At 75.0% G+C, this 13966-nt stretch carries 7 protein-coding genes; 1 reads left to right on the top strand and 6 read right to left on the bottom strand.

Annotated elements, in window-relative coordinates; translation table 11 throughout:
* Positions 1-132 precede the first annotated feature (132 nt).
* The 5 genes from ACT4N7_RS09655 to ACT4N7_RS09635 all read right to left on the bottom strand — a co-directional run bounded on the left by ACT4N7_RS09655 (position 133) and on the right by ACT4N7_RS09635 (position 11531).
* Positions 133-825, bottom strand: coding sequence for a LuxR C-terminal-related transcriptional regulator (locus ACT4N7_RS09655; protein WP_444828288.1), 693 nt, complete (start codon positions 823-825; stop codon positions 133-135).
* A 607-nt stretch (positions 826-1432) separates the two neighbouring features.
* A complete protein-coding gene (locus ACT4N7_RS09650) occupies positions 1433-4255 on the bottom strand; it encodes an ATP-binding protein (protein ID WP_444828287.1) in 2823 nt (940 codons plus the stop codon).
* The gene (locus tag ACT4N7_RS09645; RefSeq protein WP_444828286.1) at positions 4233-7019 is read right to left on the bottom strand and encodes an AAA family ATPase; all 2787 of its coding nucleotides are present in this window, start codon (positions 7017-7019) and stop codon (positions 4233-4235) included. Before ACT4N7_RS09645 ends, ACT4N7_RS09650 begins: the two co-directional genes overlap by 23 nt.
* A gap of 530 nt (positions 7020-7549) precedes the next feature.
* Positions 7550-8308 (bottom strand): thioesterase II family protein, encoded by a 759-nt coding sequence (locus ACT4N7_RS09640; protein ID WP_444828285.1) that lies wholly within the window; start codon positions 8306-8308, stop codon positions 7550-7552.
* A gap of 301 nt (positions 8309-8609) precedes the next feature.
* Positions 8610-11531 carry an AAA family ATPase gene (locus ACT4N7_RS09635; RefSeq protein ID WP_444828284.1) on the bottom strand — a complete coding sequence of 974 codons (2922 nt, stop codon included), beginning with the start codon at positions 11529-11531 and terminating at the stop codon, positions 8610-8612.
* A 534-nt stretch (positions 11532-12065) separates the two neighbouring features.
* Between ACT4N7_RS09635 and ACT4N7_RS09630 the strand changes: the two genes are divergently transcribed.
* Positions 12066-13331 carry a helix-turn-helix domain-containing protein gene (locus tag ACT4N7_RS09630; protein WP_444828283.1) on the top strand — a complete coding sequence of 422 codons (1266 nt, stop codon included), beginning with the start codon at positions 12066-12068 and terminating at the stop codon, positions 13329-13331.
* A gap of 3 nt (positions 13332-13334) precedes the next feature.
* On the opposite strand, the gene ACT4N7_RS09625 is transcribed toward ACT4N7_RS09630, so the two are convergent.
* Positions 13335-13966, bottom strand: a 632-nt coding sequence (locus ACT4N7_RS09625) for a helix-turn-helix transcriptional regulator (RefSeq protein ID WP_444828282.1), incomplete at its 5' end; no start/stop codon positions are given.

The following is a 13966-nucleotide window of genomic DNA, read 5'->3' as shown; positions in this document are numbered from 1 at the left end:
GCGAATCCGAAGTGGTACAAAGACACGAGGCCGCGTGTCGGGTGCAGACCACCCGGTGCGCGGCCGTTCCATGTGGACACAAAACGCGCTCTGCTCCACAGTGGAGCAGAGCGCGGCGCGCCTGACACGGTGCTACTTGATGAACTCGGGCTCCACCTGGGGCGGCCAGGTGCCCGCGTTGAGCACACCCATGGCGTACGCGCGCGACACCAGCGCCGCGCGGTTGGTGGCCTTGAGCTTCTTCAGCATGGTGCCGACGTGGTACTCGACGCCCTGCCTGCTGAGATAGAGCTTGGCCGCCAGGTTGACCGTCGACATGCCCATGGCGACGCCCTCCAGGATGCGGGCGTCGAGGTCGGTGAGCACCTTGCGCCGGGCGGTGCGGGCCGCGATGTCGCCCGCCGACTCGTCCCACTGGAGCATCACCAGAATGGTCGAGACCATCGGCGAGCGCTCGCGCACGGCGACGGCCGTCAACTGGGCCGGGAACAGGTACTCGCCCGAGCGCAGGCCGAGCACCCGCTCGGTCACCCGCTCGCAGCGACCCTCGATCAGCCGCACGAACAGCCTGCGCAGGTGGACCTGCGCGCCCTGATGCAGGAAGTCGAACAGTTCGTGCCCGACCACGCCGCCGGTGGATCTGGCCAGATCCCTGGTGAACTGGTCGTTGGCTTCCTGGACCTTGAGGGCCAGGTCGACCGAGGCCATGCAGATGCCCGACCGGTCGAACAGGGACTGGTAGACGTCCGCCTGCTTGTGTGCCTGCCCGACGCCCGGGTAGCCGATCGTCTCCTCGAATACCGGTGCGATCAACGCTCTAGTCACGCGACCATTCCTCTCGTTCGGACTGCCCCAGGGGATTCCGCAGGCGACGCTGGAAAGGAATCCCGCAGCGAACAACCAAGAGTGTTCACATCACCGCCATGGCCAACGATAAGAAGGCGTGCGGAGCAGTGTCAACGAATGCCGGGGGACCCGGCACAAATCCTGCGGTGGCACCCCCGGACAGGTGCGGTCGGGCGGGCGGGTTCGGTGGGCCGGTTCGGTCCGGTCGGACCGCGATCACGCTCAGCGGCGCCGACGGTTGCCTGTTAAACATCTATGACCTGCGCAGATGGCGGACCACCCGAGATACCGAACCGAAGTACGGGGCTGACCGTTGCCCCTGCAAACGTTCGGTCCGATAGGACAGAACTTCGGCGGGAGCACCGCACCCGAGCCTCCGACCGGGGTGCCGTAACCCGATGTTCACCCCTATCGTCCGAGCGCCGCGCCGCGGTTACCCCAAATGCAGAGCCGGACCTCAAGTAAACATCAAACCCACTGCGGACGCCGATCACGCTAACCTCAAGAAAGCCTCAAATGTCGCCGTCGGATCCGATGTTCGAGCGGGTGCACCCAATGCAACCTTAAGAAAACATCAACAAATGCGTCAGCCCGCGGCCACCGTCGCCCGCGCGGCACCGAGGGTGGCGCGCAGTTCCGCGCGGCCCGCGACGTTGAGCTTCCGGTAGGAGTTCGTCAGGTGCTTCTCGACCGCCCGGCTGCTCACCCCGAGCTCGTCGGCGACGGCCCGGTTGGTGTGCCCGGCGGCGACCAGCTCGACCACCCGCCGCTCGGCGGGGGTGAGCGCCGGGGCGGTCGCGGCGGCGGGCAGCCGCTGTCCGCCGTTCGCCCGCTCGGCCAGCCACCCGGCGCCGCAGGCCAGCGCCAGCGACCGGCCGTGGCCGAGGTGCTCGGCGGCGTCCCCGTCGCCGCGGGCGAGCAGCCTGCCGCCGAGCAGCACGTGGGCGCGGGCCCGTTCCAGCTCGTTCTGCGATCCTGACAGCACGTCCACGGCCGCGCGCAGCAGCCGGATGCCCGCCTCGCCGGGGGTGAACGCGCCGCGCAGCCGCAGCGTGCGGCCCACCGCGGCGGGCGCGCCCCAGGCCAGCGCCAGCTCGTGTTCGGCCGCGACGTACTCGCGGGCCGCCGCGGTGTCGCCGAGCCGGTGCCGCAGCACGGCGACCATCGATCGCCACGGGAACACCGCGGGGTTGCGCCAGCCCGCGCGCTCGACCTGGCGGCCGCAGTCGAGCAGCCGGGTCAGCGCCGTCGCGAGGTCGCCGTCCCGCGCGGCCAGGACACCGCGGGCGAACTGGGCGAGCGCGATCAGCACCGGGTGGTCGGTGCGGTCGCCGCAGCCGCGCAGCACCCGCCCGGCGAACTCCGCGTCGTGCACGTCCAGGGTCATCGCGGCGAGCAGCGCGCCCGACGCGGTGACCGGGTCGGCCACGGCACCGCCGAGGCCCGCGACCGCCGCCGCTTTGGCCGCGCCGAGGTGGCCGCGGCCCGCGAGCACCAGCGCCTGGTGCAGCTCGACCACGGCCGCCGCGACCGGGTCGCGGGCCGCCCGCACCTGCTCGCGCGCGGTGTCCAGCCACGCCTGCGCGGCCACCGGCCGATCGGCGACGGTCAGCGCGGTGACGGCCAGCGGCAGGCACGAGTGCACGGCGTCGGGACCCGGCACCGTCAGCGCGAGCAGCATCTCGGCGGGCGCGATCACGTCGTGCGCGGGCACCTGCCCGGTGAGCGCGGCGGTGTGCAGCAGCACGGCGAGCAGCTCCCGGCCCGCGGGCGAGCCGAGGTGCCGGTCGCCGTCGAGGGTCCGCAGCCGGTGCACGGCGTCGCCGAGGGACAGGGCGTCGGCGTCGGCGAGGTGGCGCACCCGGGCCTCCACGCGCAGCGCCAACTCCCGGTCGGCGCCGGTCAACCGGTCGGGATCGCCCAGCCGGGCCGCCACCTCGCGCACCACCGCGCCGACGCCGACCGGCGCGGTGCCCAGCGACATCGGCGAGAGCCGGACCACCGCGGCGGCCCGCTCGCGCGGCGACCGCAGCAGCGACACCGCCTCCAGCACGTGGCCGACCGACGCCGCGGGATCGACGGCGCGCCCGACTGTCGCGAGCGCCACCAGCAGCACCGCGCGGGCCGGGCCCCCGGACGGGGTGTCGAGCAGGGCGCGGCGCAGGTACCGCGAGGCGAGGTCGGGCGCACCGCGGGCCGCGGCGGACTCGGCGGCCGCGGTCAGCACGTCGGTGGCCCACTCCGGCTGCGGGGACGGCACCGCCAGCAGGTGCTCGGCGATCTCCTCGGCCTGCTTGCCCGCGCGGCGCAACACCGCGGCGGCCGCGAGGTGCAGCCGGTCGCCGTCCTCGGCTGCCACCAGTTCGTCGACGGCCGCGCCGACCACGGGGTGCACGAACGTGGGCGGCCTGCCGGGCAGCACGAGCCCCTGGCGGGTCAGCGACCGCAGGATCTCCAGACACTCGATGTTGTCCAGCCCGGCGAGATCGGCCACCAGGTCGAGGTCGCCAGCCGCGCCCAGCAGGCCCATCGCCTGCAGGAACCCGCGGGTGGCGGCGGGCTGGCCGCGCAGCCGGGAGACGAACCGGTCGCGCAGGGCGGCGGGCCTGCACCCGGCGACGGCGTCGGCGAGGTCCGCGCCAGGCCCGCGCCCGGTCAGCGCCAGCTCGGCGAGGATCGACCGCAGCAGCAACGGGTTCCCGTGCGAGCCCGCGTGGCACGCGTGGATGAACGGCTCCGCGCCCGGCCTGCCGAAGTGCAGGCGGACGAGGGTGCCGGTGTCCGCGCGGGAGAGCCTGCCAGGGTGCAGCACGTGCGCGGCGTGGTTGGTGATGTAGCGGACCGGCGGGGCCTCGCTCGCCTGCTCGCCGCCGCGGACGGTGACGACCAGCACGACCCCGATCCCGGTGAGCCGGTTGACCAGATAACCCAGGCAGCGCAACGATTCCTCGTCGGCCAGCGGCAAGTCGTCGACCACCAGCACGACCGGCCTGCGCTCGCTCGCCACCGCCAGCAGGTGCCGCACGCCGTGCAGGAGTTCCTGCTGCGCGGGCTGCACGCCCGCCTCCGTGGCGACGTCGCCGGTGCAGCTCCGGGCGGCGAACATCGGCCGGACGACGGCGGCGACGCCGTCGACCACCTTGTCCCGCTCGTCGTCGGTCAGCTCGGCCATCACCGGCTCGCAGAGCTGACGCACCACGCCGAACGGGAACTGTCGGTCCAATGTGGACGCCGCGGCGCGCAGCACCAGCGCGCCCGCTTCCTCGGCCATCGTGGCGATCGCGTGCGCCAAGGCGGTTCTGCCCATCCCCAGCGGGCTCTCCACCACGACCAGCGAGCCGATGCGCTCCGCGGCGGCCCGCAGCGCGTCCCTGGCCCGCGCGAGGTCAGTCTCCCGGTCGAGCAGCACGGGGCCGGTCCGGTCGGTCGCGCGACACCAGCAGTGCGGCGAGTTCGGTCCGGTCCGCGACGGCGAGCTTGCGGTACGCGCTGCTCAGGTGCAGTTCGACCGTGCGGCGGGTCACCGCGAGGGTGTCGGCGATCGCCGGGTTGCTGAGCCCGGACGCGGCGAGGTCGGCCACCCTGGACTCGGCCGCGGACAGCCCGGCGTGCGGGCCGATCCGCGCCTGCCCGCCGCCCGGGCGCTTGGCCGCCTCGTCGGCGGCGCGCCGCAGCAGCACGTCGGCCTGACCGGCCAGGGCCCGGGCGCCCAGGACGCGGGCGCTGTGCGCGGCGCGCTCCAGCAGCAGCACGGCCTCCGCCGCAGCGCCCTGTTCACGCTTGACGTCGGCGAGCGCGACCAGGCAGTGCGCGTACAGCAGCCGCGGCGGCGCGTCGCGCAGGGTCCGCTCGGCCCGCGCGATCCGGCCGGTGCCGATCCCGTCCGCGCCGTCGAGCAGCACCCCGCCGACCAGGTCGGTGGCACCGGCGACGCTCGCCGAGCCCCACGCGGCGGCGGCGCGCTGGTCCTGGGCCAGCAGGGTCCGCGCGGCGACGGTCTCCCCCAGCACGCACAGCGCCTCGGCGGCGAGGTGCCGCCAGCGCAGCAGCCCGGGGTTGTCCCACTGCCTGCCGGTGAGCCTGCGCCCGCATTCGACCAGCTCCTGGCGGGCGGCGGCAGGCTTGCCCATGGCGAGGTACACCGCGCCCCGCGCGTAGAGCAGGTAGGTCCAGCCGAGGCCGCGCTCGGCGGCGGCGGGCAGGTCGACGGTGACCCGGCGCTCGGCCTCGTCGATGTGACCGCGTTCGAGGTCGACGAGCGCCTGGCAGGCAGGCACGAACGGGCGCATGACCGGGTCCCACGCGTCCGTCGACAGCTCCTCTTGCGCGGCGGCGAGGTGGTGGGCGGCCTCGTCGAGCCTGCCGCGGCGCAGGGCGAGCCCGCCGAGCCTGCGCAGCGCCGCCGCCGCGATGACCCGCACGCCGCGGGCGCGGGCGTCGGTCAGCACCGCGGCCAGCCCGGCCTCGGCCTCCTCGACGTCGTCGGCCAGTTCCAGCGCACCGCACGCGGCGATCCGCGGCATCGCCAGCGGCTGCTCGTCCGACGACGCGGCGAGCGCGGCCTTGGCCAGCATCCTGGTGCGTTCGAGGTCGACCCCGCGCACCGCGAGCCGCCACGCCGCGACGCCCGCGGCCACCGCGTCGAGCGGGGTGTCGGGCAGTTCGGGCACCCGGTCCGCACTGGGGTGCGCGGCGTCCGGGCCGAGGTCGACGGCGAGCGCGTGCAGGGCGGCCAGGGCGTCGCGCTCCAGCCGGACCGCCGGGGAGTCCGCGGCGTCGCGGGCGGCCAGCGCGGCGAGCCTGCCGGTAACGGCGCGCCGGGTGGCGGTGCACGCGCCGCGGCCGAGCAGCCGGTCGGCCGCGCGCAGCCTGCGGGTGTCCAGCCCCGGCCCGTCGCCGATGCCGACGACCCCGGTCAGCGCCCGGTCGCCCGCCTCGGGCCGGTCGCCCACCACGGCGGCGGCCAGGTCGATGAGCAGGTCGGCGCGGTCCACCGGCAGCACGGTGTCGCCCAGCGCGCACTCCAGCAGGGCGACGGCGTCCAGGTCGCGGCCCGCGAGCCGGGCCCGCTGCGCCGCCTGCCGCAGCACCCGGGGCGCCCAGGCCGCGCCAACAGGTCGGGCGCCGAGCAGGATGCGGCCGACGACCTCGTCGGACGCCGCGGTCCGGTGGGCCAGTTCGGCCGCCTCGGCGTGCAGCGTGCGCCGCTCCCGGGTGGTCATCCCGGCGAGCACGCGCTCGCGGGTGACCGCGTCGGCGGGCCGAAGCCGGTCGCCGCCGACGACCAGACCGCTGTCGCGCACCCGGTCCAGGGCGCCGCGCTGGGTGCCGACCATCGCCGCGACCAGCCGGTACTCCAGGTCACCCGCGGTGACCGCGACGGCCCGCAGCAGGTCGAGCGCGTCCCCGGGCAGCCCGGCCAGCACGCGGGCGACCTGCTCGGCGCGGTGTTCGGCGGCCACCGCGGCGAACCGCGCGGCCATCGTGGCGCACGGCCTGCCGCCCGCGCGGGCGAACTCCCGCAGGGCGGGCACCAGCACCCCGGGGTTGCCGCCGGTGGCCGCACCGGCCTCGCGCGCGAACCGCGGGTCCGGGCGGACGGCGAAGACGTCCTGGCAGAGCAGGCGGACCCCGGCCTCGGACAGCGGCGCGGGCCGCAGCACGGTGACGCTGTCCGGGCCCGCCGCGGCGACGTCGGCCAGCGGACCGTGCGGGTGGGTCGTGGTGAGCACGACGAGCAGCGGGGCGTGGTGCACCCGGTCGAGCAGCATGCGCAGCACCCGGCCGGACTCCCGGTCGATCCAGTGCGCGTCGTCCACGGCCAGCACCAGCGGCCTGCCGCGGGCGGCGGCGAGCAGCGCCGAGCACGGCCCGATCGGGTCGTCGGGGCCGACGTCGGGGGTGCGGGCGTGGGCGGGGACGAGGTCGTCGGGCAGCGCCTCCAGGAGCCTGCCGACCACGCCGTAGCGCAGGTCGCCCTCGATCGCGCTCGCCTGGGCGCTGGCCACGGTCAGCCCGGCGTGCCGGGCCGCGGCGAGGCCCGCTTCGAGCAGCGCGGTGCGCCCGGTTCCCGGTCCACTGTGGATGATCACGGCGGCGGAGTGGCCCGCGCCGAGCCGGTGCACCGCCTGGTGCGCCACGGCGAATTCATCCGCGCGTTCGATGAGCGTCATCTGGCGTTCATCTGCCGGGATCGGGTCGGCTGTCATTCGCGGGCCGCCCGGTCCGCAATTACCGTCAGTTGCCAAGATGACCGCCCCATCGGTCACCTCCCACTCGCCTGATCCGTCGAATGCCGCCGCTCGATGACAAGAGATGACAAATTGTGACTAGTGGCGTCGGCTCACTCGAAAGCATGATAGCCAACTCACCCGTCTTGGTGAAGCCGAGTTGGGAAGGTGTGACCCCGGTCCTGGCCCACCCCGCGACCGTCCTGGGTCGGCCGGACCTCGGACAACCCGCCCAACCGCCGTCTGACACGAACTTGACACGCGAAGACTTGAGGTTGATTTAACATTTCCCGGCGGTTTCCAGCGCAGACCAATAGCCGACAGGCCGCTGGGGCCGCTATGCGGACAAACAAATTGATTGCTCAAACACAATGGCTCAGCCCGTGCCGCCGAACGGCGCAATGACGCCCACCGCCCGGCCGGGGCCGGTCGGTCCGCGCGACTTTAGGGATTTCCCTAGTAACGCGGCCGCGCTACGGGCCGTCGAGGGCGGCGAGCCGCTCGGTGAGCAGGGTGATCACCGCGGGCTGGTTGTCCACGAAGAAGTAGTGCCCGCCGGGGAACACCCGCAGGTCGAACGAGCCGGTCGTCACCTCGGCCCACGCGCGGGCCTCGCCGATGCTCGTCTTCGCGTCGTCGTCGCCGATGAGCGCGGTGACCGGACACGCCAGCGGCACACCGGGTGAGCACCGGTAGGTCTCCAGCGCGCGGTAGTCGGCCCGCAGCACCGGCAGCAACCCGAGGTCGCGGCGCGCGCACCCGCGCCGCAGCCTGCCCCCGAGCAGCTCCACCTCGGCCAGCAGCCCCTGGTCGTCGCGCTGGTGCACCCGCTCGTCGCGGAACCGGGTCGGGCCCCGCCTGCCCGCGACGAACAGGTGCGCCGGACCGTCGGCGCCCCGCGCCGCGAACGCGCGCGCGACCTCGAAGGCGACCACCGCGCCGAAGCTGTGCCCCCAGAACACCATCGGCCCGGCCACGGTGCGCGTGAGCACGTCGGCGATCCGGCCCGCCAGACCGACGATGTCGGCCTCCGCGGGCTCCGCGCGCCGGTCCTGCCGACCGGGGTACTGCACCGTGCGCATGTCCGCCCGGGGCGCCAGGATCGCCGAGATCGGGTGATAGGAGCTGGCCGAGCCGCCGGTGTGCGGGAAGCACACCACGCTCGGCGCGCCCGCCCTGGCCGGGTGGAACCGGCGCAGCCACAGCTCGGCATCCACAGTGGACATGCTCATCCGGTGTTCGTCGTCCTTCCGCCGAACCTCGATCTCTCGGCGGGCCGTCGGCGCTGCCGCGGCAATGCAACCAGGACCGGGTCCAGGAAGTCCCTAGGGCCTGCAGTTACCGGCCACACGACACTAGGGTTATTTCCAGCACAGCCGGGGATACCGTGACCGCGATTGCCGCAGACCCCCCTCCTGCGGTCAATCGAGTCACTGGTGACCCGAGCGGTCCCGCGGCCATCCCCCTTTGCCGCGGGGCCGCCCCGGTTCCGATCAGTCCACAATGGTCGTTGGACAGTCCACAATGGACTGACTAGCGAGTGGGCCGCGGTACCCGGTGCCCTTCGACGAGATCGCACGCCCGCCGGGTCTCGTACCCGTCATCGAGCGCGGGCGCCAGTTCGACCCGGCCGCCGATCCCCAGCTTGCGGTACGCGTTGGTCAGATGGACCTCGACGGTGCGCGAGGTGACGAACAGCGCCTCGGCGATCTCGCGGTTGGTCGACCCGGCCGCGGCCATCCCGGCGACCCGGCGTTCGCTGCCGGTCAGCACGTCCGCGCGCGCCCCGGTGACCTGGCGCATCCGGCCGCCCGCCATCAGCAGCAGCTCGCGCGCGCCGACGGCGGCGGCCCGGGCGCCGCACCGGGCGGCCATGTCGACCGCGGCGCGCAGATGCTCGCGCGCGGGCCGGGTGTCGCCGCGGCGCAGCAGTTCGCGGCCGAGCAGGAACTGCGCCCGCTGGCGATCCAGCAGCGCGCCGGAGTCGGCCAGCACCCGCACGGCCTCGGTCAGCAGGTCGATCGCGGCCGCGCCCTCGGTGACCACCGCGCGCGTGGTGAGCCCGAGGCCCCTGGCGCGCGGCACCGGCCAGCCCGCGGCCAGCTCCTCGCCCAGCTCGACCAGCGGCACGGCCTCCCGAAGTCGGTGGCCGTCGGCCAGCAGGAACACCGCTTCGGCCCACCAGGGCAGGAAGAGCGGGTTGGCGATCCGGTCCTCGGCGAGGCTGGCGCCGCACTGTCGCAAGTGGACCAACGCGCGTTCGACGTCGCCCTGCTGCGCGCTGGCCGTGCCGCGGGCGAACAGATAGTTGTGGCCCTGCCAGGGCACGTCGCGCACCTGGTCGACCTCGACGGTGTCGAGCACCGCCTGCGCGCGGTCGATCTCGCCCAGCGGAACCAGGGCCGTCGCGAACGCCACTGCCGCCTGCGCCTCGCTGGTCTGCCACCCCTCGCGGTGGGCGAGGTCGAGGGCCAACTGGGCGTCGGCGGCGGACTCGGTGGGCTCCCCCGCGCACTGCAGCACGAACGCCCGCACCCCCAGGGCGTGGCAGGCGGTCCAGGCGCCGCCGCGCTCGCCGCAGAGCGCGAGCAGCCGGTCGAGCACGCCGAGGGCCTCGGGCACCTCGTCGGCCAGGGCCAGCACCATCGAGGAGAGGGTCACCGACCACCCGCCGATGTCGACGTCGTCGAGCCGCAGCGACCGGCGGGCCCGCGCGGTCACCCGCTCCAGCGAGACGCCGCCCGCGGCGCCGGCGAGCGCCTTCACCGCGAGCAGGTGGCGCTCGGCGGGGGTGCCGCCCGGCGGGTCCGGCACCCGGTCCAACCGATCGCGGACCAGCCCGATGGTCGACTTGTGGTCGAACCCCACCAGCACCAGCGTCGCCTCGACCATGGTGCGCAGGTCGCGGTCGGCGGACCCGGCCCCGGCACCGATCTCCGCGTCGAGGGCGGCCAGCGCCTTGGTGAGCACGGTCATCGCCTCGGGCGAGCGCCGCACAGCGAGCGCGGTCATGCCGAACTGCACGGCGAGCCCGGCCCGGGTGCGCGGGTCGGCCGCGGCGTCGAGCGCGACCCGCAGGTGCCGCAGGGCGCGCGGCGGGTCGGTCTGCACGAGCAGGCCGGCGACCTGGCCGCGCAGGACCACGTCGTCGGGGTCGCGCTCCAGCAGCGGCGACAGGTGGCGCAGGGCGGCCTCGGGCGCGCCGCGGCGGCACGCCTCGGCGGCGGCGTCGCGCAGCACCGTGCGCATCCAGGGCTGCGGGGTCGCGAGCAGCGGCAGCAGGTGCGCCGCGACCGTCTCGGCGGGCCTGCCCGCGTCGTTGAGCAGCCGGGCCGCGCGGTCGCGCATCCGGTCGACCTCGCCGGGGCGCAGTTCGCCCAGCAGCCCGGCGCGGATCTGGTCGTCGATCGCGTCCTCGCCGGGTTGTCCGAGAATGTCGTTGTCGCGCAACAACTGCACGGTGGCCGCGACCAGGCGCAGCGGTACCCCGGACAGCACGGACACCGGGTCCGGGTCGGCGCAGCCGAGCACGGCGACCGCGCGGGCGACCCGGCGCACGTGCTCGGGCTGGGCCCGCAGCCTGCCCAGCACCGACGCGGCCCGGATGTCGCGGCCGAGCACGCGCAGCCGGTCCACCGCGGTGTCGTCGGGCGGCAGTCCGCGCAGGCACGCCTCGTCCAGCAGCCGGGACAGCACCTGCGGGTGGCCGCCGGACAGGCCGCGGCAGGCGGCGAGGAAGGCCCGGTCCGGCGCGGCACCCAGCCTGGCCGCGACGGCCGCGCGGACCCCGTCGGCGTCGAGCGGGCCGAGGGCGACCACGGTGGCCGCGTCGGTGCCGAGGTGCTCTGCGAGCACGTCGAGGACCGCGGGCGGCGCGGGGGTGCGCACGGCGGCCACCACGGCCAGCGACCGACCGTCGGCCCGGCGGAACAGGTAGTCGAGCCAGCGCAGCGACAGTTCGTCGCACCAGTGCAGGTCGTCGACGGCGAGGACGAGTGGACCGGCTTCCGCGATGTTGACCGCGAGCCAGTACAGGCCGTGCAGCACGGCGTAGGCACTCCCGGGCTCCGTGCGGGGTTCCGCGCTGCCCGGTTCCGACAGGGCGGGCAGCGCCCATCGCGCGCCCGAGCGCAGCAGCGGCGACTCGGCGGCGTCCGGTCCGGTGAGGCCCAGCGGCGCGACGAGCGCGCGCACCAGGGCGTACGGGGCGGGCGGGCGCGGGGTGTCGGGGCAGCGGGCGCGCAGGACGGTCGTCCCGTCGGCAGCCGCTTCGGCGAGCGCGGCGTCGAGCAGGGTCGTCTTGCCGATCCCCGTCTGCCCCTGGATCAGGACGAGCGCCCGAGCACCCGCGCGGGCCGCCGCGACCGCGCGCGCCACCCGCGCCACCTCCCGGCGACGGCCGACCGGCTCCGGGTCGGCGGCCGACAGGCCGCTGATCGCCGGTTCCACGGACATGGTCGCGCCCCCTGGTGAACGAAAACCGGTCGGGGTGACCCGATCGGAAAATCACCGACAGTGACAGTAGGTCGGGTCGACCCTAGCCGAATCACTGAGATGTTGGAACCCCCAGCCGATCACTGGTGACCGAACGTAGTCATCAGCCAAGGCCGAGATCGGACCGGCGTACCGGTGGACCGGCATTTCGAGGAACGTCAACCAAAAGGTGGCTGGTGCGGCCGGAATAGTTATGATAATGCCGGACGAATGGGTCGTCGCGGTCTGTGGTCCGAATTGTGCCGATGAATCCCCGGCACACCGAGATTCGGCCGCGGTCGACACCCCGCCAATACCAAAGTCCGGCTCCTACCAGCAGACCTGGCCCACGGTAGGGGCTAGCGAATCCTTTGTAGGGAAATCCCGCGGATGCCGTACCGGCGCCTCGCCCGGGGCGCACCGAGGGGATATCCTGGGGCGGCGAGATCCGACGCGCCAGTTCGGCGATTCGAAAATCGGCACCGCACGAGCGACGACGGTCAGGGGGCAGCGGTCGTGCACAAACGCACCGAGTCGACGGTCGCGCACGTCGCGGAGAGCGTCACCCGACCGGGGTTCGGCACCCGGCTGCGCGCCGCGCGGCGGGAACGCGGCCTCGCCCAGAAGGACCTGGCGGGCCCCGGCGTCTCGATGAGCTACGTCTCCCGGCTGGAATCCGGCGACCGCGTGCCGTCGCTGGCTGTCGTCGCGCACTTGGCCGACATCCTGGGGGTCGAGCCGAACGAGCTGACCGGCGACCCGGCGGGCCGCTCGGTCGAGCGCGACGCGCTGCGCTGGTGCGAGGCCACCCTGGCCTACATCGACGGCGACGCCGACACCGCGATCGACCTGCTCGGCTCACTCGGCGCGGACGACAACACCGGCCTGTTCGCCTGGTCGGCCCACTGGCTGCGCGCCGTCCTGCTCTCGGGCCGCGGCGACGCGGGCCCGCTGCTCGACGCCGCCGACGAGCTGCGGGCGGGCTGGTCGCCCGGCCCCGCGGTGACCGCGCTGGTGGAGATCCTGCGGGCGCGGGCGCTGTGGAAGCTGGCCCACACCGGGGACGCGGTCCGCGCGGCCCGGGCGGGCGTCGACTTCGCGACGAGCTCCACGGACGAGCTGGCCGGGCGGGTCCGGGTGCGGGCGATGACGCTGCTGTGCTCGTACCTGGTGCGCACCGGCAGGCTCACCGAGGCCGAGCAGACCGTCGCGCTGCTGAGCGAGGAACTCGACGCCGTCGGCGGCGGCCTGCTGGTCTCCGCGTGGTGGGTCCAGGCCCAGGTGAAGGACCGCGTCGGCGAACACGACGCGGCGCGGGCGTCGATCCAGCGGGCCTGCACCCTGGTCGACGGTCTCGGCCAGACGGGACCGCTGCGGGCGCGGGTGCTGCTCGCGGCCACGTCCATCGCGCTGCGCTCGCCGGTGGTCGACCTGGCCCAGGCCCAGCACACCCTGGACCGGGTCGAGGCCGACCCCGCCGCCGCGGCCCCGCTGATCGGCGCCCAGATCGAGGTGCTGCGCGGCGAACTGGCCCTGCACCGCCACGACCCGCTGGACGCGTGGCTCCACGCCGAGCGGGCGTTGGCCGCGGAGCTGCTGGACCGCGAGGACACCCTGCGCTGCCTGCTGCTGCGCGCCAAGGCCGCGGGCCTCGCGGGCGACCCCGCACGCCTCGCCACCGCCAGGGAGTCCCTGCGCGCCGTCCTCGACCACACCGGCCCCAACGCGCTGGACCCCGTCCTCTGGCGCGACATCGCCCAACTCGCCCTCAGCAGCCCCTGACGATCACCTTCTGGACACCGTGGCCGCCTGCCAGGCATCTCGGAGCTGAGGCCGGCCCGCGACGCTGAGCTTGCGGTACGCGCTGGTCAAGTGCTTCTCCACCACCCGACTCCCCACCCCCAGCTCGTCCGCGATCGCCTGGTTCGTCCGACCAGTGACCGCCAGTTCCACCACCCGACGCTCGGCACGGGTGAGCGACCCGCCCGCGGGCGGGTCCGGCAGGCCGGTCGGGTTGGCGATGGCGCCGAGTTCCCGTTCGGCGAGCCACCGGGCCGCGCACACCTCGACCAGCGCGCGGCCGCGGCGCAGGTGCGGCTCGGCGTCGGCCTGCGGCAGTCGGCCGCCGAGCAGCAGGTGGACGCGGGCGCGTTCGAGCTGGTTCTCCGAGTCGTCCAGGACGTCGAGGGCCTCGCGCAGGAGGCGGAGGCCCGCGGGGCCGGGGGTGAGGGTGCCGCGGACCCGCAGCACGCGGCCAACCGTGGCGGGCGCGCCCCAGGCCAGGGCGAGTTCCTGCTCGGTCTCGGCGAGCCGCAGCGCCGCCTCGGTGTCGCCGAGCCGGGGGCGCACCCACGCGGCGCGGGTGCCCCCCCGCCGCCCCGCGGGGGTGGGCCACCCCGCCCCGGCCACCCGCCCCC

The organism is Actinokineospora sp., from assembly GCF_052390155.1.
Taxonomy (GTDB): domain Bacteria; phylum Actinomycetota; class Actinomycetes; order Mycobacteriales; family Pseudonocardiaceae; genus Actinokineospora.
This window is presented reverse-complemented; position numbering and strand designations above follow the sequence as displayed.

Coding starts and splice junctions, on each gene's coding strand:
- ACT4N7_RS09645 (WP_444828286.1), bottom strand. CDS start 7,019: ATGACGCTCATCGAACGCGCGGATGAATTCGCCGTGGCGCACCAGGCG.
- ACT4N7_RS09640 (WP_444828285.1), bottom strand. CDS start 8,308: ATGAGCATGTCCACTGTGGATGCCGAGCTGTGGCTGCGCCGGTTCCAC.
- ACT4N7_RS09635 (WP_444828284.1), bottom strand. CDS start 11,531: ATGTCCGTGGAACCGGCGATCAGCGGCCTGTCGGCCGCCGACCCGGAG.